Origin of the sequence: Alistipes putredinis DSM 17216, from assembly GCF_000154465.1 — a bacterium.
Classification (GTDB): Bacteria; Bacteroidota; Bacteroidia; order Bacteroidales; family Rikenellaceae; genus Alistipes; species Alistipes putredinis.
On record NZ_DS499577.1, the window covers coordinates 139945 to 163736 of the forward strand.

20 protein-coding genes are annotated in these 23792 nt (G+C 50.2%); 5 read left to right on the plus strand and 15 right to left on the minus strand.

What is annotated here, in order from left to right; all coding sequences use genetic code 11:
• Positions 1–154: 154 nt before the first annotated feature.
• The 15 genes from ALIPUT_RS00845 to ALIPUT_RS00920 form a co-directional block, all read right to left on the minus strand.
• On the minus strand, positions 155–4168 hold the full coding sequence (locus ALIPUT_RS00845; RefSeq protein ID WP_004327683.1) for a coiled-coil domain-containing protein: 4014 nt from the start codon (positions 4166–4168) through the stop codon (positions 155–157).
• The gene (locus ALIPUT_RS00850; RefSeq protein WP_004327684.1) at positions 4165–4734 is read right to left on the minus strand and encodes a hypothetical protein; all 570 of its coding nucleotides are present in this window, start codon (positions 4732–4734) and stop codon (positions 4165–4167) included. The genes ALIPUT_RS00845 and ALIPUT_RS00850 overlap by 4 nt, the downstream gene beginning before the upstream one ends.
• Positions 4727–5080, minus strand: a complete 354-nt coding sequence (locus ALIPUT_RS00855; protein WP_004327685.1) for a hypothetical protein — start codon at positions 5078–5080, stop codon at positions 4727–4729. Before ALIPUT_RS00855 ends, ALIPUT_RS00850 begins: the two co-directional genes overlap by 8 nt.
• A gap of 75 nt (positions 5081–5155) precedes the next feature.
• Entirely contained in the window at positions 5156–5716 is a 561-nt protein-coding gene (locus ALIPUT_RS00860; protein WP_004327686.1) for a hypothetical protein, read from the minus strand.
• A 4-nt stretch (positions 5717–5720) separates the two neighbouring features.
• Complete coding sequence (locus ALIPUT_RS00865) at positions 5721–6122, minus strand: hypothetical protein (RefSeq protein WP_004327687.1); 402 nt, start codon at positions 6120–6122, stop codon at positions 5721–5723.
• Between the two features lie 347 nt (positions 6123–6469).
• The gene (locus ALIPUT_RS00875) at positions 6470–6784 is read right to left on the minus strand and encodes a DUF6706 family protein (RefSeq protein ID WP_004327689.1); all 315 of its coding nucleotides are present in this window, start codon (positions 6782–6784) and stop codon (positions 6470–6472) included.
• A gap of 11 nt (positions 6785–6795) precedes the next feature.
• Positions 6796–7908 (minus strand): major capsid protein, encoded by a 1113-nt coding sequence (locus tag ALIPUT_RS00880; RefSeq protein WP_004327691.1) that lies wholly within the window; start codon positions 7906–7908, stop codon positions 6796–6798.
• 2 nt (positions 7909–7910) lie between these two features.
• Positions 7911–8474 (minus strand): hypothetical protein, encoded by a 564-nt coding sequence (locus tag ALIPUT_RS00885; protein WP_004327693.1) that lies wholly within the window; start codon positions 8472–8474, stop codon positions 7911–7913.
• A gap of 12 nt (positions 8475–8486) precedes the next feature.
• Positions 8487–9170 carry a hypothetical protein gene (locus ALIPUT_RS12950; RefSeq protein ID WP_004327694.1) on the minus strand — a complete coding sequence of 228 codons (684 nt, stop codon included), beginning with the start codon at positions 9168–9170 and terminating at the stop codon, positions 8487–8489.
• 281 nt (positions 9171–9451) lie between these two features.
• Positions 9452–10867, minus strand: a complete 1416-nt coding sequence (locus ALIPUT_RS00895; protein WP_004327696.1) for a phage portal protein — start codon at positions 10865–10867, stop codon at positions 9452–9454.
• A 3-nt stretch (positions 10868–10870) separates the two neighbouring features.
• Positions 10871–12289: a phage terminase large subunit gene (locus ALIPUT_RS00900; RefSeq protein ID WP_004327698.1), complete on the minus strand. Its 1419-nt coding sequence runs from the start codon at positions 12287–12289 to the stop codon at positions 10871–10873.
• Complete coding sequence (locus tag ALIPUT_RS11970) at positions 12270–12896, minus strand: terminase small subunit (RefSeq protein ID WP_004327699.1); 627 nt, start codon at positions 12894–12896, stop codon at positions 12270–12272. Before ALIPUT_RS11970 ends, ALIPUT_RS00900 begins: the two co-directional genes overlap by 20 nt.
• Positions 12897–13519: 623 nt before the next feature.
• Complete coding sequence (locus ALIPUT_RS00910; RefSeq protein WP_004327700.1) at positions 13520–13966, minus strand: hypothetical protein; 447 nt, start codon at positions 13964–13966, stop codon at positions 13520–13522.
• Between the two features lie 116 nt (positions 13967–14082).
• Positions 14083–15387, minus strand: a complete 1305-nt coding sequence (gene der, locus ALIPUT_RS00915) for a ribosome biogenesis GTPase Der (RefSeq protein ID WP_040293038.1) — start codon at positions 15385–15387, stop codon at positions 14083–14085.
• A 381-nt stretch (positions 15388–15768) separates the two neighbouring features.
• Positions 15769–17826 (minus strand): cation:proton antiporter, encoded by a 2058-nt coding sequence (locus ALIPUT_RS00920; protein WP_004327703.1) that lies wholly within the window; start codon positions 17824–17826, stop codon positions 15769–15771.
• Positions 17827–18254: 428 nt separating this feature from the next.
• Between ALIPUT_RS00920 and ALIPUT_RS00925 the strand changes: the two genes are divergently transcribed.
• Genes ALIPUT_RS00925 through ALIPUT_RS00945 form a run of 5 tightly spaced genes read left to right on the plus strand, consistent with a single transcriptional unit; the run spans position 18255 to position 23567 of the window.
• The gene (locus tag ALIPUT_RS00925; protein WP_004327705.1) at positions 18255–19433 is read left to right on the plus strand and encodes an MFS transporter; all 1179 of its coding nucleotides are present in this window, start codon (positions 18255–18257) and stop codon (positions 19431–19433) included.
• Positions 19434–19437: 4 nt separating this feature from the next.
• Entirely contained in the window at positions 19438–20079 is a 642-nt protein-coding gene (locus tag ALIPUT_RS00930) for an outer membrane beta-barrel protein (RefSeq protein ID WP_004327706.1), read from the plus strand.
• 3 nt (positions 20080–20082) lie between these two features.
• Positions 20083–21066: a PhoH family protein gene (locus ALIPUT_RS00935; protein WP_004327707.1), complete on the plus strand. Its 984-nt coding sequence runs from the start codon at positions 20083–20085 to the stop codon at positions 21064–21066.
• Between the two features lie 29 nt (positions 21067–21095).
• Positions 21096–22559 carry an aminoacyl-histidine dipeptidase gene (locus tag ALIPUT_RS00940; protein WP_004327708.1) on the plus strand — a complete coding sequence of 488 codons (1464 nt, stop codon included), beginning with the start codon at positions 21096–21098 and terminating at the stop codon, positions 22557–22559.
• Between the two features lie 15 nt (positions 22560–22574).
• Entirely contained in the window at positions 22575–23567 is a 993-nt protein-coding gene (locus ALIPUT_RS00945) for a diacylglycerol/lipid kinase family protein (RefSeq protein ID WP_004327709.1), read from the plus strand.
• The last annotated feature ends 225 nt before the right edge of the window (positions 23568–23792 follow it).

The window sequence follows — 23792 nt, forward strand, 5'->3', positions numbered from 1 at the left end:
CCACCAGCCGGGATCGGGCAATCGGAGAAACGGAATGATCGTCTTGGATGGCGACAAACTTCTTGTGGAGATCGTTCGATGTCGAGGGTGTACAAAAAATCGATAATCAGAAAGGGGCTTTATAGCCCCTTATCTCATTCTGTGAGTTTCTTCGCTATATATTTGCCGTATTCCGTTTTATTGCCGTTATGTCCTCCCTTATATAGGTTAATGTATCGTTCATTGCTTGGGTTGTAGCATTGATTTCAGCGACTTCAAGATAGGTTTTTACGGCGTATTGCAACAGTTCATTATTGATCTGCACATTTCGGATAACAGCAATCTGAATGCTTGTTATAGACGATATAAGTCCGATAATAGACTGTGTTTCGGTCATAACATATCCTCGGATGTCGGTAACTTTTCCTTGAATGTCCGTGAAACGTCCATTAAGCTCACTCCCGGTATCTTGCGACATAGCTTGAAATCCTCGTGATGTAGCCGATTGAGTTGAAACACTCTCTTCCCAATCTAATCCTTTTTCGGCAGCAAGTTTTTTTAATGTTTCCCACAACTCTTCACCTATGGCTTGCTGGGCGATTACATCATCAAGAATCGTATTGATTGTTTCTGTTATTGCCCCAAAGCGTTCTTCGTCCGATAGGGATTCATTTTCATTGATTGATTTTATCTGTTCTTTAGCTTTTTCAATAGCTGGGGCTATTGTTGCAGTATATATAATATCTTTGGCTAATTGTTTCAACATATCCCCTGCAGCCTCCCCGAAAGCATCTGCCGCATCCGCGCCACTTTCCCAGGCATCGACAAGGGCATCAGCCAAAGTATTGCCTAAATTGTTGAATAAATCAGAGAGGTAGTTATTAGATGCTTCCAAAGCCTCTTGATAGGTATCCCAGTTTGCAACCAAGTTTTGTATCATCTCCTGATTTTCCCCGGATAAATGTTGGAATGTGGCGCCTCCTTCCTCTGCGAATTTTTTCAGTGCCTCCATATTTAACGAGCCGTTTTCGTCGAATAGTTCAGGGATCAAATCTCCCAAAGATGCGTATTTGGCAGATCGGAACCAAGTCGAGTGGCGTGTTTGTACTTGCATATTCGCAATGGATTCTGCGGCTGATTCCCATTCTTTTTCATATTTATATAACTGGGATAGACCTGTATAACTAATTGTACCCTCACCTGGAAATCCGTTTTTTTCTTCACCTCGCTTTTTAATTTCCTCCAGTGATTCTTCATAATCTTTAAGGGCTTTACGCGCTACCTCTATATTTTGTATAAAAGCGCCATATTCATCTTTCCCGAATATATTAGAAAATTCTTCGGCGTTGATCTTGACTCGTTCATTCATGAGGCGCAACTCTTCATTAAATTCATGGGCTAAACGGATGTTTCTTTCCCAGGAAGATTCCCCACCACCAAATAAACTAAATGCACCTTGTATTAATTGAAAGCCGGCGGATATGGCTGTGAGAACGACGCTTGCTTTTTCCAATGCGGACATTTCAGCACCTGCTGCGCTTGCTGCGTCTGTTACGCCTTCTATTGTAGCGATAAGGTTTCCTGCGGCACTTGCCATTGTTGCGATGAAAGTCGCAGCTTTTCCTAATCCTTCATCAAATTCGCTCAAGGCATTTGCCGCTTCGCGGGCGGTTGCGGATAATTCATTGAGTAATCTGGCTCCTTCGGCCCAATTACTGTCGGATACCTCTTTTTTTGTTTTTCCGAGTAGTGATTTTAATACGGCAATTCGCGCTTTGAGCTTGTTGATCGTATCAATATATCCGGCAGCTTCCTGTGTGCCGGAAGATGCGAGCGCGTCATAAGCCGCTTCAGCGGCTGCTAATTGCGCTTCGGCTTCCGAAAGCAATTCTTCAAGATTTTTGACTGACAAGTTTACGATTTCCTTTGCCCAGTCGGAGGCTTGCACTTCGAATACAGCCAAAGCCGCATCTCGTTCGGCTTGGATTGCAGCTCGCGCACCTTCAGTGGTCGCTTCGGCCATCTTACGGTCATAATAATCTTTGGTGGCCTGCATTTTCTCACGGAAAGTGCCGTATTTCATATAATATTCGTCCCAGTCGGCTTGTTCTTTTTTCCAGTATTCGGCAAAGTTTGTGTCTATGGGTGGACCTGCGATCGCTTCATGTCGCTCGTTTTTGCGGCGATTGTCGTTTACCTGGCGAAGTTGAGCGAATAGCTCTTCTTGTTTTTGGGTTAGTTTTCCCTGGAGCTCTATGATGCGTTGTTCTGCTTCGTTGATCGCCTCTGCCCGCCGTTGATAATCGAGTTCTATTTGTGCAACCCTTTTCTCTGTCCCATCCTTCATTGAATCGATCTCGGCTTGAAGAGCATCATCGCGCAGCTTTTGGATGGCTTTTGCGAGATCGTTCAAATTTTTTTCCTGTTGTGAAGCCGCTTTTTGGGCATCTTGTTCAGCTTTGCGGCGGGCTGCCTCTGCTTCGGCATTGTTCTCTTCCCAAGTGGATGAAGTGTAGAGTTTTTCAGCAGTGTGAAGAAGATATTCACTTTGTTGATTTAATGAATCAACATATTCTGTAAGATATTTAGCTCCGCTTTCTTTGAATTTTTTATATAACTCATTGTTATTTTTTTCTAATGTTTTTTCTGCGGCTTTTTGGGCTTCATCCATGGCTTTGACGTATGATTGTAATAAAGCCGTATATTCTTCATCTGTTTGCCCTTTTAAGCGTCCTCGCATTAAAATAGCGTTATATTGTTGCTTTGTGCCGAATAATTGTTGGTATTCAGGTAAGTATTCAATAGTTATTTTTTGCCCTTGAAGTTCTGTAATGTCATCCATCGCTGCCCGTGCTTGTGCAGCTTCAATAATTGCATCCCGTAGATTGTTGTAAGCGCTAATAGCATTCCCGACCATAATTTGCTCTTCGGACATATTTCCGAAGTAGGCGGGATATATTTCCTGTAATCTTTCGACCGCTTTTTTTCGTTCGTTGTAGGGTTTAGCTACATTTGTTGCTGCCCGGTACAGCAAATCGAGTTTGGTAATTTCGGCTTGAGCGGAAATTGCCCCTTCAGTCATTGTCGCGTGGAATTGCTCTGCGGCTTGTTTTGCGGCATCAAAAGCCTGTTTCCCCTTGAACAGCGAGCCAACCCATTCGGTGATTTCCTTGCCGTAAAGGGTTAAAACCGTGATTCCGGCAACCAGAAGCGTTTGCCAAGAAATGATCGATTTAATAACCTGCTTCCAAACCGGTGTGAATGATTGGCCTTCGGCTTTGAGTTCTTTCACCCGTTGTCTTGTTAAGGCGAGCTGATCGGCTAAAATGGGCAGGTTGTTGGATATGGCGAGGAAGAAGGTTTGCGGGCTTATGGCCAGCGACGGTAGTTCCCGAGCGACCTGCTGGATTGAGAACGACAGTCCATTCCAACCGGAAGCATAATTACCGACATTGCGGGCATGAACTCCCATCGAAGCGTCAAGTTCTTTGATCTTTGTGTCGAGAGCCTGAATGTTTTTGAGAAGGTTTTGACCGAATGTATTCCCGCGTTCTCCTTCATTGAGCGATCTGTAAACGGTCCGCATCCGAGCGAGGGCTTGCGACATTTCATCTATAGAGCCATGTGCGACTTGCTCCAGTTTGATTTGGTTCGCAACCTCTTGGCGCATTCGTGAAATAGCTTGCTTATTTTCTTCATAAGTCAAAGATAAGGATGTTCGACGGGCAATTTGTTTGTCCGTCAAGGCGAAGCCATTCTGCTCGGCTTTATTCAAAGCATCATATTGTGCTTTCAGACCTCGGTTTGCGGCTTTTAACTGTTCTATTTGTTCGATATTTTCACGCTTTGCAAGACTTACAGCGTGCAATTCATCCAGCAAACCGCGCCATGCTTCGGCTTCCGCATTGGCAGCCTGTGCTCCTGCGGTAGATGCAGTTGACGATGGGGTAGATAGTGATTGGGGCTCTGTTTGTGAGACTGTTTTTGCCGCCTCGTTCTGCATTTGAGTAATTCGCTTTATTGATTGCTCGACACGAGCCTCCATTTCAGCGATTTTCTTATTTACAACGTCAAACTCCTTTGTTCCTGAAGGAATAGTAGCCAAAACCTGTTTCAATCGCTCCAGAGAGGTGATAAAACTGTTTAATTTATCGGTTTCGGCGTTTATTTTGAATGATAATGCGCTCATTTGTTCTTTTGTCTTCTTCTTGCGGCCATCTCCTTGCCGCTGCCCTTGACTATTTTCTTTTCATCGCCCACGAGCGATCGCACCTTGTCGATCATCATCAACATCATAGTGGGGTAGTTCACTTTTTCGAAGGCGTCACGGTAGCTGATGTTCAGGTGTTTCATCATAGTCGCCATGATGCCCGCAATAGAGTTGTTCCCAATAGTTTCTGTGATGGTTTTCTTGCGTGTTTTGTCGATTTTGACTGATTCCAGCAGATCTTTTCCTGTGGTGATGTCGGCGATTTTCTGTGCTGCGATTCGGATTTGTCGGTAATCGCTGTAGCGTCCGGCGTACCATAAGAACAGTCGTTGTTGCCAACGGCAGTGAAATAGTAGCTTTGACATAGTTTTCAGCGAATATCGTTGTCGCCCGTCAATGGAAAGGTCCAGCCGTTCGTCTGCGAAAGCCCGTGCGAGATCCTTGATATAGGGTTGGTAAAACCGGAAATTAAGTCGCCCGATCCGTACTATTACATGATGTTTGTTCAGCAATGATGCAGCGACGATGTTGGCGGACTTACTCATGATCCTTTGCGATTGATTGTGAGAGCTGCTCCATAACGGCGCTGATACCAGCCATATCCTCCAAAGGAATCATTTTTAGAGTTTTGTTATAGGCGTCAAACAATTCGTCGAGTGAGGCTTTTTTTAGGAATTTTCGCCGGAGCACGATGCGTTTTAATATATTGAATATGTTTTTGCTGTCAGATATACCTAAAGCTACACTTTGGGTCATTGCCTTAAGGCATCCGATACTTTTATCCAGCTCTTTTTTTATGTCCCGCGCCTGCATAATGCGTATGGCGGTCAGCGGGGACATACCATATATGCTATAACTTTTTCCGGCTATGCGGAAGCTGATGAAATCCATATCTTGAAAGCTTATAAATAAAAAGGAGCGAGGGGCTTACGCCTCCCGCCCCTTTGTCGATGTGATATAAGGCTGTTATTTGCTTGATACACTCATTATCGAAGCGGCATCCGTAACCTCAGATGCATCGAACCAATATTCAGACGATACATCCGTATTGTCGGGCTCCAGTGCTGTTGCGACGACACTGATAGCAACGGCATCGTCTGTTTCGGCATTTCGCGCCACGATGGAAGCCTTTGGGAAGACGCAGTATTGGTCGTCTTCTGTAAGTGCAACCATGCACTTCTCGATATTAGTGACGCCACGTGCCCGCTTCCAGGTGGTTTCCGTTCCTGTGCCACCCATGAATGCCGCCTTCGTTTTGTAGTCGTATTGGCCGATGGCGAAGTTCATGGTGACTTCACCCATCTCTTTTGACTGACGATATACGCCGTCGGTGAGCTGATTTTTGTATTGTGTTGTGGAGGACTCGGCTTCATCGAGGCTCCACGTGTCCTGATGGACATTCGGCACCTTCTTGGTGGTAGGGTCTTTGAGGATGGTTCCCAACAGCGTTCCTGTCAGATCGCCCGTGACTTTCGCGGGGTCTGCATACCAGATGTTTTTGATGCCTACGGCTGTAATAGTTGCCATATTTTTAATCTTTTTTTACGTTTAACACTCTGAACAGAACCCGGACATAGACATAGTGGCACCCGAGGTCTTTATCCTCTTCACAACCTATATTTTCGTATCGGTAGTGATATGCCGTATTATCATATTGCCCATAGGTCCATGATTTGAATTTTGATTTTGCAGCCCGTTCGAGTTCTTTAAGCCGGTTTCGATTTGCAATTCCCTTGATGTCCGGGATACATAGATTCACCGAGATGTAACAGGATTCCCAGTAAGTCGCCGGAGATTGTTCCGATGGCGTTACAACTACGATTCGCTCGTTTTTTATTCTGCCTTCCGGAACATCCCAGGTAGGAAATGTTTTAATCCCGAAATCAGTGCAATCACGAATCAAAATGTCCTGTGCATCGTTGGTGGTTATCATTGTGCAATCCTTTTATAGCCATATTTTCGTGTATTCATACCTTTGTCCGCTTTTGTAGAAGCCTTGCACTGGGTACGACACCGAATCTTCTAACGTGGAACCGATAGGAGCACCGAGACGATGGTCGAATATATTTTTGCCGCATCTATCGAGGATGCGGACCTCCTCATTTTCTTCGAGGGGGAGTACATTCTGCGGCATAACTACCTCATAGGTATATTCGATCACTTTTCCGTTAGGCGATTCAATGAACCGGGCTTTGCCGTCGTAACGAGCATTACAGCGGCTCACCGTTTGCCATTCATCCGTGTTGTGATTCCAACGTTGAAGTATATAGGGAAATCGGATCATAAGAACTTTACGGTCGGTTGAAGATTGAATTCGTCGGCAATATCGGTTAGGCCGTTATCCTTTGCGAGAGCATGTATGCGGCGGCGTAATTCCTCTACATTATAGCCGATAGAATATCCGCCGTTGCCTTCGGACGCCAGAACGATAAGCTGCTTCAGGATGTCAATGGCGGCTTTCGCTACCGAAACCTTGTTGGCTGACGAATACTCTCCGTCTGCCGACAACCCTGCATCCATGCAGGCTACTGCAACCAGGTTGTCGTCCACATCATAAGGATAGAGCCGTGCCGATATTACTTCCGAATTCTTCATTGACGATAAGTTTAAGCGTTACCTTCGTTCCACGAGGTATTCTCTGTGTTGATGTAGTACAGGGATTGCCGGTTGATGAGTGCCGGCATGATGTACGCTTCGGCCAGAGTAACTTCGAGCATTGGGTTCAGCTCCGAATAGCGCGTGATCTTCACGTTCTCGCGGTATGCTTGCAGTGCATCGGTGTCCGAAACCTGCGGGACGTCGCTCCACCAGGTCCAGCCGAGCTGCGGTGTCGGCGACAGCACGGCGACATTCTCCGCCCACGGCTTGTAGGTCGTCTGACTGCCGTCGCGTGCCTCCCGCTTGACGTAGGAGTCGATCACGATGATCTGCGGATACCCTTTTGAACGCATGTAGGTATTCACGAGGTCGATTGTGAGCGTGTCGCTGCTTGCCAGGCCCGTCGCAGTGAGGACGACAGGCGAAACCCGTTTGACGGTCTTTTCGCTCATCAGCAGTTTGTCGAAAGCCGCTTGTTCCATGATAGCGTACATGGGACGGCTGAATCCTTCTTTCTGGATGGCTTTCTGCCCGGCGATGATGTCACCGAGCGGATCGCTGTCAGACGATGCGCTCCACTTGTTTTTCACGCCGGTTTTGTGTGCCGAAGGGATGTTGAAGTTTAGCGCGTTCTGCGTCACCACGTCGTTGTTGTTCTCGGTTTTCAGCACGATGGCAGATTTCGATCCGACTTGAAGGTCCAGGTCTTCGGCGAGATAGTTCACACCTTCGTAGCAGAATTGTACGTCTTCATAGACCATATCTACGAGTTGCAGTGCTACATTGGGGTTGCCGCTTGACTGCGCATAGCTGCGGAGGATTTGATACTCTTTGATCTGTTTCTCGTCTTTTTGGCGAGAAATTGCGACTTTCGCAACTTGTCCGCTCCAAGTGCCGATGGTTTTGCGTGTTTTTTGCGGCGCCTTCGCGTTGAACGCGATCACGTCTGCACTCACGGGGATTCCGTCGTTCCCTTCAAGAGACTTGATGTCGAGTGTCGGGGTGTAACGCAGGGGAAACAGCGTCGGCCATGCCAGACCGGACCCCGGCATGTACGAGTTCAATTCGGCCTGCATATCGACCTGCGAAAGGTCGAAAAGGGGTTTTCTCATGTCTGCCATAGTTAAACGAGATTAATGGATTTGAGATTTGCGAGAATTTCGGGAGCGATATTGGTCGTCACGGCACGGACACTTGCTCCATTAACAAGACGTACGAAATTGTTTACCGTACCGCCTTCGAGCTTGTTCCCCGTCAGATAGGCTGGGGTGTAAATGGCTTCAGCACCCGACGCTTTCGCTGATTTTGCCTGGTAACCTTTTGCCCCGATAGCGACGGTTGTGCCGAATGCTGCGGTCGTTAGTACATCCTTCGATGCGTCTGAGCTGTTGATCGCAGTGATGGCGACAGCTTTTCCACCGAAAGCGATGAACTCACCTTGCTTGAAACCGGAGCCTTTGGCGATTTCGATGTTAGTGTCTTCAGCTCCGATGGCTTTCACGAGTGTTGCACCTTTAATCGGTTTGTAGATGTTACCGGTTGCCAGTCCCACAACGGAACCGGCCGGCAGATCTCCGTCGAGCTCGGTTACATCGACGGTACCGCCACCTTCTTTTTCGGAAAATACGACCTCGAACACCACCTTGTCGGGTTCGGGGGCATCATAGAATTTGTTTTGCCAACTCATGTCGATTGTTTTTTAATTTAGACCTTTGATCGCCGAAGTTTTGTAATCCTCGGCAGCCTTCTTGCGATCCAGTCGGGCTGCCATTGCCGCAGACATTTTATCTCCACTTTCTCCGCCTCCGAAGAGAGGCGGTGTTACCCCGATTCCACTCTTGACGAACATTTTGGCCGCTTTCGAAAGAACCTGATCTACGTCGTCATTGTCGTCGATTTTGATGATGGAAAGCGTGTCATCGTCAAGTCCCAGCGCGTGGGCCTTTTCACGGATTGTCGCAGCTCGTTGTGCCTGCGTCTGCGCTGCTTCGAATCCCTCGATTTTCTCCGTATAGGGCTTCATGGTGTTTTGGATAAAAGATTTTATCCGTTCCTCAAATGCCTCGGGATCGAAAGTCTGGGAATTATTCTTGTTTCCGGGTTCGAGTTGCTGCTCTCCGCCCCCGGGCGCAGGGATTACGGACTTTCCGTCTTTGAGGTTATGCTTCTTCTCGTAGTTGCGTACTGCGGTCTGTGTGGCATCCCCTGCACGGTAGTCTCCGTAGCTTTGTAACACGTCTTGAAATCCAATCCCCTCTACGATGGCTGGTAATTGGGCTTCATCCGTCATAGCCTCGGCCTTATTCGTTGCGATTCGGTCGAGGATTGCACTATCAACCCCAACAAATTTGGTTTTGAGTAGTGCGAGAAGTTTTTCTTTCATGTTTTTTCGTTCTATATGGTTTCGAATAAATCATCATATTCGCACAAAAAAGGTCTGTCAGCCGACGCCAACAGACCCACTAACAATTACATGAAGGTTATATCGTTCTGCAACTGGTGGGCTGCGACTTCACAGCCTCTGCGACAAAAGTCAGTATGTTCGGCACATTATGCAAATTATTTTAAGGAAAAATTCGATAAAAAGAGGAGAATAATTCTCGCCGATAATTGACTATTTTTCGGCTAAAGATTCTAAATTTTTCTTTTGATTATCTGGTATATCTATATCCGATGACCTTTTTCCGATTTCAGCCGCTCTATCTCTATTTTTGGATCTTTGATACGTGGATTTTGGTAAATGGCGGTTTCTTGGCTCATTGTTCCGGTGTTAATGGATTTTTGGATAATGTCGAGCGTGTCTGAAACATTGTCCGGCATAGGTGTCGAGAACTGGTAGCCGATTTTGAGTGCTTCGAGCTGCCCGTTGAGCTTTAATTCAGGATAAAGTACACCGATGACAGCTTTTACCACATTAATTTCCCGATCAATCATTGCTCCGTAGTAGTCTTGGTAGTTTTTTGCCTTTAACATCGGAAAAAAGAACATATATTCCCAGCTTACACCGCTCGGAATTTTCATTTCCTTAATGACATCCGATGCTGGATTTACGGAACAGGTCATGCCATAAATGAATGAATCGAGTGTGTCGCATTCCCGTTTCCGATTTTCGGGAGCAGAATCGTATGTCAGATAATAGACTTTTCCATTGTTTTGTGTTTGGATGATTTGTGCCGGATCGTCGGGATTGAGGGAGCCATCCACAATGCCTTCCCCTACCACTTTGGGATTGGCAAAGTAATCGTTCATATCAGCGTCCCTGCACTGAATATCTTCCCGACGTTCGATTAGTTTTTGAACATCTGCCCATTCTGGCTCCTGTCTGTAAAGTAAAACCGGGATTTTCCCGATAAAGTTCTTTTCCGGGAGGACTTCCCACCCGATTGCCTTTTGTGTACAACGAAAGATAGTTTCATCTGTATAAATGTCACAATGAATCTCGTCGTTTCCCTCGTCGTCTTGTATGGTGAATTGGCGGATAAATAGCATTAGCCGTCCGAAATCGTCGAATTTGTAGTATATGTCGTCCCCGAGCGATTTTGCGAGTATCTTTACCATTACCTGAATTTCGCCATTGGTTGATAGGTAAAGATGATATAGTTTAGCACAAAGTGTTTCTGACCCGGCTTTCATTTTACACTCACGGATATTGGAATCAAAGCGGGTATCTTTTAATATTTGTAGAAAACGACTGTAGGCATCTTCTGCTTTGCTTTTTCGATTAAGTTCTCCATTGATACTGGTTTCTATTACATCTGAAATATCTGAGAACTGGATAGGAGAGCCGAACAGGAAAGCCGTGGCTTGTAGGTTAATGACTTTTTGGAATGGGATGGGTAATTTAGCTGTGATGATGTCCGGTTTGCCTTTTCGATGACGATTCGGGCGTTTAGTCACTTCGTGTTTCGTAGGATCGTATTCTGCAAGAGCTTTGGTGATTTTATCGTTGCAGGTCGTCATTTTACTCAACAACCGGGAGATGTCGCCGTTCTGTATGAGCTCGACGAACTTCTGTTTGCGCCCCAAAACCGCGTTGAATTGATTGGAGAGGGCTTGAGTGATTTGTTTGATCGTTGTCATATTTTATAGTCCTAAATCTTCTTTTGAAAGCGGAATTATTTGTTTGTAGTCGAACCATACCCGCATCAGTAGCGCATCCCTCCAGTCGGGAGAGCGTCCGATGTCCTGTTTGATTTCGTCTTTGGGTTTCAGGAACAGTTTGCGATCGTTGTCCACATTCCAGGTCTGGAGTTGTTCTAATTCTTCGGTAATCTCGTCTTTTTGACCATCCGACAGTTCGCAGTCGAAGGATATAGCAAAAGAGTTGATCTTATTGGCCAGCTTGTATCCGCATTGCGTCTGGAGGTTCGAGAAATTTTCTCCGTTGAGACATTGCGAGTTATTGACGAATCCGCTAATCCGGCACATATCGACCACTCCGCCGCCCACTCCGTCTTCGTCAGCGATGATCCGATAGCGGGGGATGCGGTGTTTGGCGGCCAATGATTCGATGCAGGCGGCTATTTCCGTAGTGGCGCTTCGGTCGAACGACACCTGTTCGATGATCGCCCAGCCATCCCATACGAGGATTCGCGCCCGGTCGGAACCAAAGCGGGCAATATCCGCCGTGATGTATTTGATGCCGGTACGGGTGTGAATTTTAGGATAGAATATCTCACGAATATTATCATAGGAACATAGGGCATTTGGATTGTCGTCATAGTCCCAGTTTCCCTTCAGCAATCGCTCCTTTTTGACCTTATCGGTGGTAGATTTCAATGCTTCTATATAATCCTTTTCAATGAATGGATTGTCTTGTACAAGTGCGGCAAGGTATATTTGGTGGCCCGGGAGCGTCCCAGCTTTCGCTGGTTTGTAGAATGTTGAGTGCATCCAGTTCTTTTTCGGATTACAAGAAATGAACAGTTTGCGTAGGATTCCGTATTTGTCGTTCAAATGACGCCCGATGCGGGTTTTGAGTGTGTCGTAAGCTCCAAAGTTTACTTCGCCTCCTTCCTCAATCCATCCTCCGGTGTATTCCACTGAACCATAGCGCTCATAGAGCGGATCGGAAGGGAGATAACGCAGATCGAGCAGGTCAATCCTGCTGTTATTGGCAAATTGAATGTAGTGGTCTTGTCCGTTATATTTGAAATCTTTGTCGCGCTTTATACCGTATTGGGTACACACCTTGAAGAAGGTGATAAGCGTAGATTCTCGAAGGCGCTTTAACTCTTCGCGCCCGATAAACCATTTTGTCCCTGGATAGCATAGTGACATAAAGACTAACCAAGTACAACCTGTCCACGATTTTGCGCCTCCGGCGGCTCCGCCGTATAGAAATTCCGTATGGGTTTTATCGGTAAGGATGCACAGCGCTTCTTCCTGTTTGACATGATGCCCTCGTTCCGACAAGGTAATAAAGTCGAAAATTCCCCTACGGAACATTTCGCATTCGATTTTAACTTGGTCTGCGATAAGTTTATTTATCGGATTTACCATTGGTTGCTTTATGGATTAGGGCGTGCGCTGCGAGTAGGTCGGCATTGGATAATCCGGAGTAGTCCATAGTGGTATTGATCTCAATGGAATTGCCGTCTTTCCCTGTATGTTCTGTTTTATCCGGTGCATTATATCCGAGCATGCGATTGATGGTTTCGATGGCTTTGCTCTTGTCCATCAATTCTACGACGGGACATCCCGATCGGTCGATTTTTATGGATTGGATCAAACGTCGCTTCTCGGGAGGAAGTGATTTCAGGTCTTGAAATGTAATGGACGAAACTTGCCGGATACCGAACTCGGTATTTTCTTCAACCATATCGGCATTGACGAAATCAAGTATGTCAGCATTGATAATCGAGAGATTGAGCCGGACGATTTCCTCTTTGGTAATTAGTTCTTTCTTCGATAATTGAGTTTGAAGTTCTTTCACCCTTGCCGCAACCTTGACGTCTGCAAGAAGTGACGACGCTTTTTCCCAGATAGATTTGTCTGTCATTCGGGAACAGTCGTATGCAAAGCGATACGCCTCGGAAGCGTTACCGTATTCGAGGTACTTGTTGCAAAACTTCTCCTGTTTGATCGTCAGCTTTTTTGCATTTGCCATGTTATTTCGTCTGGATCTGCTTCCTATATCTTCATAGGTTCAGAGGCAAAGGTGCGATGCTTCGGCACATTGTGCAAGGGCTGGGGAGAAAAATAATGATAGATTTTTACATTAATTGATTTATACGGTCACTTGACTTCAGATCGCTTGATCAATAAATTTAATTTACGGCATAGATGTAAGGACCTGTCAAGACTTTGGATTGGTAGATATGATGATATGCGAAGTGCGTAAAACTCTGCAACCAAATTTTACAATCGTGCTTTTCGCGCCGTGTCAATACGGAGTTTATAACAATGCTGGAGTAAATTTTTTATATCTTTGAGACAACGAAATATCTTCCTATATCATAAATTCATAATGTGTTTTGTGAATGTTTTACGTTGAAATTTGCATTTTGTGTAATGTAATTATAAATGCCTATTAATTAAAGTATTATATTGATGTAATTGTATGTGGCTATTTGCATGGCATGCAAGAGGTCACGAGTTCGAGCCTCGTATTCTCCACCAAACAAGAAACAGCCGCATGATTTCATGCGGCTGTTTCTTGTTTGATAGTATGTCTTTTATGGGCGGAGTTCGGACGCTTCCGTCGGAAGTTTTCCCGGCTGATCCCGAGGGTCAGTTTTTCAGGTATTCTACTGCCGCCAGACCGTCGTTGAGGGGATAGAGGCCGATGCTCAGCGATTTGTCTTCGCTTTCATATACGTACATTCTTTGTCCCGGACGGTATTCGAGGTAGATGTACAGCTGCGAGAGGTAGGTGTGCAGGTCGTCGATGTACAGGTCTGAAAGTATCGATCCGCAGGAATATACTTTGTCGTCTTCGAATATATATATGTACTCTTTAACGATGCCCTTGCCTTCGAAATACAGCGAGGTTTCCGATGCTCCGCTGTAGGCGTAGGGCACCGAAGCTTTCACTTCCTCCCGTGTCTTGCCGTACATGAATACGGGAGCTTCGTATTCCCTCAAAGTGGGAGGTATGTTGTCCTTGTTCTCATCGTCGTTGCATCCCGCGAATCCCAGCATTACGGCCGCGAAAGCGAATAGTAAGAATTTTTTCATAGCGAAAAGATAAACGGTTTGGAATAAAGGTTTTATCGATTGTAAATGAGATAAATTATTCTTTATGGGTGCGCCGCCGGATCCCTGAATATGGTGTCGAGGATATCCGGTGATCTCTATTTTTGTCGGAAATAGATCTGGATCGGTACTCCCGAGAAATCCCATTCCTCCCGAATCTTATTCTCCAGGAAGCGGCGGTAGGGATCCTTGATATATTGGGGCAGATTGACGAAGCAGGCGAACTGGGGCGTGGGTGTCGGCAGCTGCATCACGTATTTGATTTTGATGTATTTGCCTTTGGTCGCCGGGGGCGGGTAGTTCTCGATGATCGGCAGCAGGTAGTCGTTCAGCGCCGAGGTGGCCACGCGCCGCTTGCGGTTTTCGTAAACCCGGATGGCGGTCTGGAGCACTTCGAGGATGCGCTGTTTGTTGAGTACCGAGGTGAAGATGATCGGAATGTCGTTGAAGGGCGCCAGTTTTTTTGCCAGGGCCTCCTTCCACTCCTTCATCGTGTTGTTGCCTTTCTCCACCAGATCCCATTTATTGACCACGATCACGCAGCCTTTGCGGTTGCGGACGATCAGGTTATGGATGTTCAGGTCCTGGGATTCGAGGCCTTGCTGCGCATCGAGCATCAGGATGCAGACGTCGGACTCCTCGATGGCGCGGATCGAACGCATCACGGAGTAGAATTCGAGGTCTTCGGTCACCTTGCCTTTTTTGCGCATGCCGGCCGTATCGACCAGGTAGAAATCGAGTCCGTACTTGTTGTAGCGCGAGTGAATGGCGTCGCGCGTGGTGCCGGCGATCGGCGTGACGATGTTGCGCTCTTCGCCCAGCAGGGCGTTGGTGAGCGACGACTTGCCCACGTTCGGACGGCCTACGATGGTGATGCGGGGCAGCTCTTCTTCCTCGTTCTTGGTTTCCGGGGGCAGGTCGCGCACGATTTCGTCCATCAGGTCGCCCGTGCCGCTGCCGCTCATCGAGCTGATGCAGTAGGGTTCTCCCAGTCCCAGCGAATAAAATTCGTGCGAGGAGTAGATCAGGTCGTAGTTATCGACCTTGTTGCAGACCAGCAGCACTTTTTTCGAAGTGCGCCTCAAGATGTCGGCCATCATCTGATCGAGATCCGTGATGCCCGTATTGACTTCGACCAGGAACAGGATGACGTCCGCCTCTTCGATGGCGAGCATCACCTGACGGCGGATGTCGTCTTCGAAAATGTCGTCCGAATTGACCGAATAGCCGCCGGTGTCGATCACCGAAAATTCACGTCCGTTCCAGTCGGTTTTACCGTAATGGCGGTCGCGTGTCGTGCCTGCCGTCGCATCGACGATGGCTTTGCGCTGCCCGACCAGGCGGTTGAACAGTGTGCTTTTGCCCACGTTCGGGCGTCCTACGATCGCTACAAGACTCATAATGTTATTTTACGTTTATGTTTATGCGAAACGAATTATGCGGTGCGGGCCGAGAGCGAGGCCGAATTTATTCGGACATCGATGGATGCGGCCGGTCTAAAACAAGGTCAAAGATAGTGCAAGTTACGGGTAAAACCAAACCCGGTGTCGATTTTACCCGATTGTCGGTGCATAAGGGGTGGGGGCCGGATGTGCACATCTTATCCTTTTCCGATCGGGAGATGCGGCTTCCGAAGGTTTTCCGAACAGCCGCGATGCCTTTTCAACGGGGGTGCAGCGTCTCTTCGTCTGCGGACAGGCCATGTTCCGACATCCGGCGGATGTCTCCGTTACAGCGGTAAAAGGGAGCGGTTCGTACAGGAGGTATGCGGCACGTATTATGGGTTATAAATAGCGGCTTTCCGGATCACCGGCCTGTACGGGATAGATCAGCACGAAACTGTTTCGCCCGAGGTATTGATCCAGGTAAGCCGGGATCTTGTTCATCGCCGGTTGGTAGGAGATGCGTTCGCGGCGGCTCATTACCAGCCACAGACAGTCGTCCGTGCGCAATTCGCGCAGCAGGGCCGGCAGTTTTTCCCAGTCTTTGAAAAGTACCGTTTCTACGGTTGCGGTCTGCTTGCGCCGCAGCGGTTCGATGTACTTGAGCGTTGTTTCCGGGGCATAGACGACGATTTTGGTCCCGGTATTGCGGGCCAGATTTCCGATTTTATGCAGCCACATGAGAAATCCGGCCTCTTTTTCGGCTTGGGAGGGAATGATTACGATATGTCGCTTTATGGTCGCCAGCGGTTGTACCGGTTTGTAAATGTAGGTCGTGACGTTGCTTTCGCCCAGCAGGTCGCCCGTGATCTTGCCGAGGAAGATCGCGGGGGATTTGTCCCGATGGAGTCCCATTACGATGTCCGTGATACTCTGTTCTTTGGCGACGCTTGCGATTGCGTTCGAGATATTGACGTCGTAGCGCAGCAACTCGTGGAGGTAGATGTCCGATGCGGCAGCGGCCGTCGCCGCCGTTTCGAGAATTTTGCGGGCCCGTTTTTCCAGCCCGCTGTCTTCCACCTTGTTGTCTATGGCGTGCAGCGCGTAGAATCCGTTGTGGTTTTTCTTCGATTTGAGCACGTTGCCCAGAGTTACGAGTTCCCTGACGCTCTCTTCGTTCGACACCGGGATCAGGATGTGTTCGTCCTGATGTTCGGTGCTTTCGTCGTTTTCGCGGACCCCTTTGATGGCGATGTTGTGAGCGCCGCGCTGGGTGGCGAAGGTCGAAATGGTGCAGGTGGCCAGGATCATCAGGATCGTGCCGTTCAGCACGCTCTCGCCCAGCAGACGGATCGGTTCTCCGTCGGGTGTCTGGCCGACGATGACGTTGTAGCCCACCATCACGGCTGCGAGCGTGGCGGCTACGTGGGCGCTGCTCAGGCCGAAGATGACCGTCCGCTGGTCGCTGGAGAGTTTGAACGTTTTTTGAGTGAGCAGCGCGGCGATGTATTTGGCGGCGGTGATCAGGACGATCATCACGGCAGCGACCTTGATACTCTCCCAGTCGCGGAAGAAAGCCCGGTAGTCGATCAGCATGCCTACGCCGATCAGAAAGAAGGGGATGAAGATGGCGTTGCCGACGAATTCGATGCGGTTCATCAGGGGCGAGGTGCGCGGGATGAGGCGGTTGAGGGCCAGACCCGCGAGGAAGGCGCCGATGATCGGCTCCAGTCCGGCCAGATGTGCCAGGTAGGCGCCCAGAAAGACCATGACCAGCACGAAAATGTATTGGGAGATGTTGTCGCTGCAATGCTTGAAGAACCAGTGCCCGATCAGCGGGAAGAGCAGCATGATGAATGCGATGCAGAGCACGACCGAGATGCCGAGCCGGTACCAGAACATGTCGTCCGTGTTTCCGGTGACCATGCCTACTATGACCGTCAGCAGCAGCAGGGCCAGCGTATCGGTAATGACCGTGCCTCCGACGGCGATCGTGACGGCTTTGTCGCGGGCGATGCCCAGTTTGCTGACGATGGGGTAGGCGATCAGGGTCTGCGAGGCGAAGAGCCCGGCCAGCAGGATCGAGGAGTAGATCGAAAATCCCAGGATGTAATATCCCGCCAGAATACCGAGCAGGAGCGGAACACAGAACGTATAGAGTCCGAATACGAGGCTTCGGGTGCCGTTCTTGCGGAAATCCGACATGTCCATATCCAGGCCGGAGAGGAACATGATGTAGAGCAGTCCGGCCGTACCGGAGAGGATGATGCTGCTGTCGCGCAACACCAGGTTGAGGCCGTGCGGTCCGATCACCGCACCGGCGATGATAAGCCCCAGCAGGTAGGGAATTTTCAGCTTGTTGAGCAGCAGGGGAGCGGCGAGGATGATGACCAGAATCAGCAGGAATTTGAGAATCGGATCCTCGAGCGGGAGGGTTATGCCGGCGAATAGAAGCATCATGCGGAGTCGGAATTAGGGTTAAGTGATCGGGACCGTCTGCGAACCGGGACGTGTTCGTGTTCGCCGGAGCGGGGGCCGATCGGGTAATATTTCTCAAAGTGCCCGCCTGTCGGAAAAATCCGTAAGGCTCGGCGGGCTATTGGCTTGAAGTTGTTTTCGTGCGGGCTGATCGTATTCCGACCGGGACGGCATTCGTTTTGTCGGGAGCGACCTGGCTGCATGAAAATTTAACGGAAACAAAGATAGTGAAAGCCGAAAAGAAAACGGGAGCTTGCTCACAGTTTTCAGAGGCGTATCCTATTTTCTACAAAAATAACAAAAAATGGGGAATAGCAATGCTTTTTTTGCCGAAAAACAGGGATTCCGGATAAAAAAATGCACGGTTTTCTCTGTGTATTCCGAGAAAAAAACTTAACTTTGACCAAATAATGAATGTTGAAGGACGTGCTATGACGGAAAGGAGAGTGGACAAACGATTGCTGGCACCTGTGCTGATGGGGTTCTTTATCATGGGCTTCTGCGATATCGTGGCTCCGGTGACCAACATCATCAGCGGTGAATTTGCCGAGAGCCAGCAGAGTGCCGTGAGTTTTCTGCCGTCGATGGTTTTCCTTTGGTTCCTGCTTCTTTCCACGCCTGTCGCGGCGCTGATGAACCGCATCGGCCGCAAGAGAACGGCAATGATCGGCTATGCCTTTACCATCGCCGGGTTGCTCGTGCCCTATGCTGCGGGCGTCGGCAGTGCCTTGAGTTGGTATTTCATCGGCTTCGGTCTGCTGGGCATCGGCAATACCGCTATCCAGGTGGCGGTCAATCCGCTGCTGGCGACCATCGTGCCCGAGGAGCGGATGACCAGCTACCTGACCGTCGGACAGATCTTCCGCAATACTGCTCTGTTGCTGCTCGCCCCGATCATCACGGGGCTGGTTTCGCTTTTCGGCGACTGGCGTCTGTTGTTGCCGATTTATGCGGGGCTTACGCTCGTCGGGGCCGTCTGGTTACAGGTGACTGCGGTCGCAGAACCGGCGCAATCGTCCCGTGCGGTCGGTATGGCCGAGTGTTTCCGTCTGCTGCGCAATCGCACCGTGTTGCTATGTACGCTCGGCGTGGCCTGTTTCATCGCTGCGGATGTCGGTATCGGCTTCGTTTCGGTGCGGCTGATCGACAATCCCGATTCGATTCTTACGACTACCGGATTTTACGCTTTGCGCATCGTGGGTACGCTCGTCGGTGCCTGGGTGCTGATTCGTGTCGTCGATGTCAAATACTTGCGCTGGAATATGCTGCTGGCATTGGCGCTCTGCATCGCCCTTTTCGCGGTGCGTTCCGAAGCGGTCGTTTATGCGCTGGTCGGCATCCTCGGCTTCACGATGGCCTGCGTTTTCGCCACGTTTTATGCCGTGGCGACCAAGAGTGCTCCGGGCCGTTCGAACGAAGTCGCCGGACTGATGATCCTGGCCATTTCCGCCGGTGCCCTTTCGGGCCCGATCTGCGGTGCGCTGATCCGCAGTTTCGGTCATCCCCAGGCGGGCTTGATCTGGGTGACGGCTTGTGTCTGCTACCTGCTCTGGGCCGCAACCGTATTGAAATCCGATACCAAGAAATAGAGTTATGAAAAACTGTAAATTACTGATTATAGCGTTGTTGTTTAGTATTTTGACTCTCCCTTCTTCGGGTCAGTCCCGCAGATACGACGATTATGGACGCAGCAGCCGCAGCGGATCGGCGATCAAGGGAGTGGAGTGGGGCGTACTGGCCGGACTCAACTTTCCCCATTTTTCGACTTCCGGTCCGGATTTCGGTATAGATAACCGGCTCGGTTGGCAGGCCGGACTCCAGATCGGCTTGAAATTCCGCTATTTCACCATCGGCCCCGAGGTGCTTTACGTGCGGCAGTCGATCAAGTTGAGCCATGCCGACTACGGAACTCTGAAAATCAAAACCAATTCGATCGATATTCCCCTCATCTTCTCGCTTCGGGCGCTTCCGATGCTGCGGATCAACGTCGGTCCCGTCTTTACGGTGATGAACGATTGCAAGTATGCCGAGGGCAACAACGAGATGTTCTTCGGCAGTATGCGCCCGACGGTTTCCTATATGTTGGGCCTGGGGTTGAATTTCGGACATACACTGATCGACTTCCGTTACAACGGGCAGTTCGATTCGAAAAAGTGTTATTATCCCACCGAAGAGGCGGTCGGGTTCAACATGCGCTCTTACTCCCTGGCATTGAGCGTAGGATTTGTTTTTTAGCTTATGATGGATTCCGAAGATAAGAAGATCGACATCGAGGGGGTGGATCCCCGGGAGCTGTACGGCCCCCAGAATATTTACCTCGAACAGATGCAGGAGTTGCATCCCAACCTCAAAATCATCGCTCGCGGATCTGCGCTCACGGTGCTCGGCCCCCGAAGCGATTCCGAACAGTTTCGGAAACGACTGGACGGGTTGATCGCTTACTACCTCAAATACGGCTATATCTCCAAAGAGTCGGTACAACAGGCTTTTTCGACCGGGGTGATCGAACACGACGCTCCCGTCGATAAGGACGTGATCGTCTATGGCAACAACGGCACGATCGTCCGGGCCCGCACGGTCAATCAGCTCAAGCTGGTGCAGTCCTACGACCGCAACGACCTGCTGCTGGCCATCGGCCCCGCAGGTTCGGGCAAGACCTATACGGCCATCGCCCTGGCGGTGCGGGCTTTGAAAGAAAAACACGTCAAGCGGATCATCCTGACGCGTCCGGCCGTCGAAGCGGGCGAGAAGCTGGGTTTCCTGCCGGGCGACATGAAGGAGAAGCTCGATCCCTATCTGCAACCTCTGTACGATGCGCTCAACGATATGATTCCGCCCGCCAAGCTGCAAAAATACATCGAGGAGGGGACCGTGCAGATCGCGCCGCTGGCCTACATGCGCGGCCGTACGCTCGACAACGCTTTCGTCATTCTGGACGAGGCGCAGAATACGACCCTGCCGCAGATCAAGATGTTCCTTACGCGCATGGGACGTAATGCCAAATTCATCGTCACGGGCGACGTGACGCAGATCGACCTGCCCCGTCGTTCCGACAGCGGATTGACGCGGGCGATGGAGATTTTGCGCGGTGTCGAGGGGATCGGCATCGTGGAGTTCGACCGCCGCGACATCGTGCGGCATCCGCTCGTCAAGCAGATCGTCGAGGCTTTCGACCGCAGCGCTGCCGTCGAAGCGGCACCTGCTCCGGAAACTGGAAAATAGAAACGATAACCAATTAAAATAGAACTACTATGGATAAGAATTTGACCGCTTTGAAACCCGCGTTGGTTTGGAAGCATTTTGCAGAAATCGCCAAAATACCCCGTCCTTCCTCCCACGAGGAGAAGATCCGTGCGTACGTGATCGGCGTGGCCAAGAGTCTCGGCCTGGAGTGCAAGGAGGATGCGGCCCACAATGTCTATGTCCGCAAGCCTGCCTCCAAAGGGATGGAGAACCGCAAAGGTATCGTTCTGCAGGCGCATCTGGATATGGTTCCTCAGAAGAACAACGATAAGAAGTTCGACTTTACCAAGGACCCGATCGAGGCGTATATCGACGGCGAATGGGTGACGGCCAACGGTACGACGCTCGGTGCGGACAACGGTATCGGTGCGGCGGCTATTCTTGCCGTCCTGGAGGACGATACGCTCGAACACGGTCCTCTCGAAGCGCTTTTCACAGCGACCGAGGAGACGGGTATGGACGGTGCGTTCGGCCTGAAGAAAGGGGTGCTGCACGGTGACATCCTGCTTAACCTCGATTCCGAGGAGGAGGGCGAGTTGTATGTAGGCTGCGCCGGCGGCGTGGATGCCAACATCACGTTCAAGTATAAGGCGGAGCCGACTCCGGCACGGAATTACCGGGCCGTGAAGCTGGTTGTCAAAGGTCTTAAGGGTGGGCACTCCGGTATCCAGATTGTCGAACAGCGTGCCAATGCCAACAAATTGCTGTTCCGTTTCATCCGTGAGCAGAAGAAGTCGATGGACATCCTGCTTTGCTCGGTGGACGGCGGCGGTCTGCGCAATGCGATTCCGCGCGAGGCGACCGCTACGCTGATGGTCCGCACCAAGGATCTCGAGCAGCTGACCAAAGAGCTGAAAGCGTATGAAAAGGTCGTGAAGGCCGAGTTCGCCGGGATCGAGGACGCTGTTTCCATCAAACTGACCGAAACCGAAGCCCCTGAAACGATGATCGCCAAGGAGGTGGCGGAGAATCTGATCCGTGCGGTCGTAGGCTGCCCGAACGGGGTGCAGAAGATGTCGGTGTCGATGCCCGGACTGGTGCAGACGTCGAGCAACCTGGCCCGCGTGGTATCCGACGGCAAGACGGTGAAGTTGCAGTGTCTGCTCCGCAGTTCGGTGAACTCCGAGAAGGAGGAGCTGGGCGAGGCGATCTCCGCCGTGTTCGAGCTGGCCGGCGCTAAGGTGGAACTCACGGGTGCCTACAACGGTTGGAAACCCAATCTGGATTCGCCGATTCTGGCTGCGATGAAGGCTTCCTACAAAGCGCTTTTCGGCAAGGAACCTGCGGTTACGGCCATTCACGCCGGTCTGGAGTGCGGCATCATCGGTACGAATTACCCTAAGCTTGATATGATTTCTTTCGGCCCGACCATTTGCTATCCCCACTCTCCGGACGAAAAGGTGAACATCGCTTCCGTCGGCAAGTTCTATGAATTCCTGGTCGATACGCTGAAGAACGCTCCCCTAAAATAAGTCGTTTTGGAGGAGATGTCCTTGCCCGGCGGTGGTCGGCGTTGGTTCGTCATTGTCAATCCCGTGGCCGGAGGTGGCCGCGGGCTTGACCATTTTCCCCTGATCTCCAAGCTCCTGCGGGATGCCGGAATCCAGACCGAACCGGTCTTCACCGAACATAAGTTCCATGCGACGGAACTGACCGTGTCGGCCGTGAAGCAGGGATTCCGCCGCATTATCGCCGTAGGGGGCGACGGTACGCTGCACGAAGTCGTGAACGGTCTTTTTATTCAGCAGACGGTCGATCCCCGCGAGGTGCTGCTGGCCGTTGTCGCCGTGGGAGCGGGGAACGACTGGATCCGCACGTTCGGCGTGCCGAATCGCTATCAGGATGCGATCCGCGCTATCAAGGAGGGACATTCGTTTTTACAGGATGTCGGAGTCGTTTCTTACGAAGAGGCTCACTACCGTCAGCACCGTTATATGGCTAATGTGGCCGGTATGGGGTTCGATGCGATGGTAGTCAAGAAATACGCCCATCTCAAGAAGAAAGGACACAGCAACAAGTGGCTCTATACGTGGTGCATGATCCGTTCGTTCTTCAGCTACAAATCGACGGGCGTGAAGGTTTGGATCGACGACCGGCTGGTTTACAACAACCTGTTGATGAGCATCGCCATCGGTGTCTGCAAATACAACGGCGGCGGTATGCAGCAGTTGCCCGAGGCGGTGGCCGACGACGGACTGCTGGACGTGTCGCTGATCCGTCCCGTCCATTTCTGGCATATCCTGTTCCGCTTCCGTTATCTGTTCAACGGCGGGATTTACCGGATTCGGCATATCCTGCAGGAGAGGGGCAGCCGTATCCGCATCGAATCTTCGCCGGAGATCAGCGTCGAGGTCGATGGCGAATTGTTGGGGGAGTCTCCGTTGGAGTTTTCCGTATTGCACCGAGCTGTTCGGATCGTGGTTTCGGAGGAGTTCCTCAAGCGGGAGAGCTATCCGTTGTGTTCGTGCAATATCGTCTGATTTGATCGTATTATGCGACGAAGGCCGGAATCCACATGGATTTCCGGCCTTCGTCGCATATTCCATCGCCGTTGCAACGGGGACGGTTTGCACCCGCAGCGGGCGGCGTTGCTGCGCACTCTTGCTGAAATTGCCGCCTCCTGTGGCGCTGCGGAACTCTTTCTCGGAATGCGAAAGGGTGAGTATGGTTTTTTATCGGCGCATCGGTTGCGTACCTGACAAGAT

Bases quoted from the DNA above. Each gene is read 5' to 3' on its own strand.
- ALIPUT_RS00900 (WP_004327698.1), bottom strand. From the start codon at position 12,289: ATGGTAAATCCGATAAATAAACTTATCGCAGACCAAGTTAAAATCGAA.
- ALIPUT_RS00940 (WP_004327708.1), top strand. From the start codon at position 21,096: ATGGATAAGAATTTGACCGCTTTGAAACCCGCGTTGGTTTGGAAGCAT.
- ALIPUT_RS00845 (WP_004327683.1), bottom strand. From the start codon at position 4,168: ATGAGCGCATTATCATTCAAAATAAACGCCGAAACCGATAAATTAAAC.
- ALIPUT_RS00880 (WP_004327691.1), bottom strand. From the start codon at position 7,908: ATGGCAGACATGAGAAAACCCCTTTTCGACCTTTCGCAGGTCGATATG.
- ALIPUT_RS00895 (WP_004327696.1), bottom strand. From the start codon at position 10,867: ATGACAACGATCAAACAAATCACTCAAGCCCTCTCCAATCAATTCAAC.
- ALIPUT_RS00930 (WP_004327706.1), top strand. From the start codon at position 19,438: ATGAAAAACTGTAAATTACTGATTATAGCGTTGTTGTTTAGTATTTTG.
- ALIPUT_RS00925 (WP_004327705.1), top strand. From the start codon at position 18,255: ATGAATGTTGAAGGACGTGCTATGACGGAAAGGAGAGTGGACAAACGA.
- ALIPUT_RS11970 (WP_004327699.1), bottom strand. From the start codon at position 12,896: ATGGCAAATGCAAAAAAGCTGACGATCAAACAGGAGAAGTTTTGCAAC.
- ALIPUT_RS00945 (WP_004327709.1), top strand. From the start codon at position 22,575: ATGTCCTTGCCCGGCGGTGGTCGGCGTTGGTTCGTCATTGTCAATCCC.
- ALIPUT_RS12950 (WP_004327694.1), bottom strand. From the start codon at position 9,170: ATGAAAGAAAAACTTCTCGCACTACTCAAAACCAAATTTGTTGGGGTT.
- ALIPUT_RS00865 (WP_004327687.1), bottom strand. From the start codon at position 6,122: ATGATAACCACCAACGATGCACAGGACATTTTGATTCGTGATTGCACT.
- ALIPUT_RS00850 (WP_004327684.1), bottom strand. From the start codon at position 4,734: ATGAGTAAGTCCGCCAACATCGTCGCTGCATCATTGCTGAACAAACAT.
- ALIPUT_RS00875 (WP_004327689.1), bottom strand. From the start codon at position 6,784: ATGAAGAATTCGGAAGTAATATCGGCACGGCTCTATCCTTATGATGTG.
- ALIPUT_RS00920 (WP_004327703.1), bottom strand. From the start codon at position 17,826: ATGATGCTTCTATTCGCCGGCATAACCCTCCCGCTCGAGGATCCGATT.
- ALIPUT_RS00935 (WP_004327707.1), top strand. From the start codon at position 20,083: ATGATGGATTCCGAAGATAAGAAGATCGACATCGAGGGGGTGGATCCC.
- ALIPUT_RS00910 (WP_004327700.1), bottom strand. From the start codon at position 13,966: ATGAAAAAATTCTTACTATTCGCTTTCGCGGCCGTAATGCTGGGATTC.
- ALIPUT_RS00860 (WP_004327686.1), bottom strand. From the start codon at position 5,716: ATGGCAACTATTACAGCCGTAGGCATCAAAAACATCTGGTATGCAGAC.
- ALIPUT_RS00885 (WP_004327693.1), bottom strand. From the start codon at position 8,474: ATGAGTTGGCAAAACAAATTCTATGATGCCCCCGAACCCGACAAGGTG.
- ALIPUT_RS00855 (WP_004327685.1), bottom strand. From the start codon at position 5,080: ATGGATTTCATCAGCTTCCGCATAGCCGGAAAAAGTTATAGCATATAT.